Source organism: Aeromonas aquatilis (assembly GCF_054052405.1).
On the sequence record NZ_JBSTYP010000223.1, the window covers coordinates 1 to 245 of the forward strand.

Sequence of the window (245 nt, forward strand, 5' to 3'; positions counted from 1 at the left end):
GGGACTCGAACCCGCGACCCCCGGCGTGACAGGCCGGTATTCTAACCGACTGAACTACCGCTCCGCATTCGGTTAGCTTGCGCTAAATCTTTTGCTGCTTGTTTGTGAGGTGTCATGCTCGCAGCCAGTGACGTGATTCTTCACATCGCTGTTTAATTGGGTGCCTGGCAGTGTCCTACTCTCGCATGGCGAATGCCACACTACCATCGGCGCTACCGCGTTTCACTTCTGAGTTCGGCATGGGA

The 245-nt window shown here is 55.9% G+C and carries 1 rRNA gene; it reads right to left on the reverse strand.

Annotated features, from left to right (window positions below):
- Positions 1-162: 162 nt before the first annotated feature.
- A 5S ribosomal RNA gene (rrf, locus tag ACW5W8_RS24120) occupies positions 163-245 on the reverse strand; the annotation flags it as partial.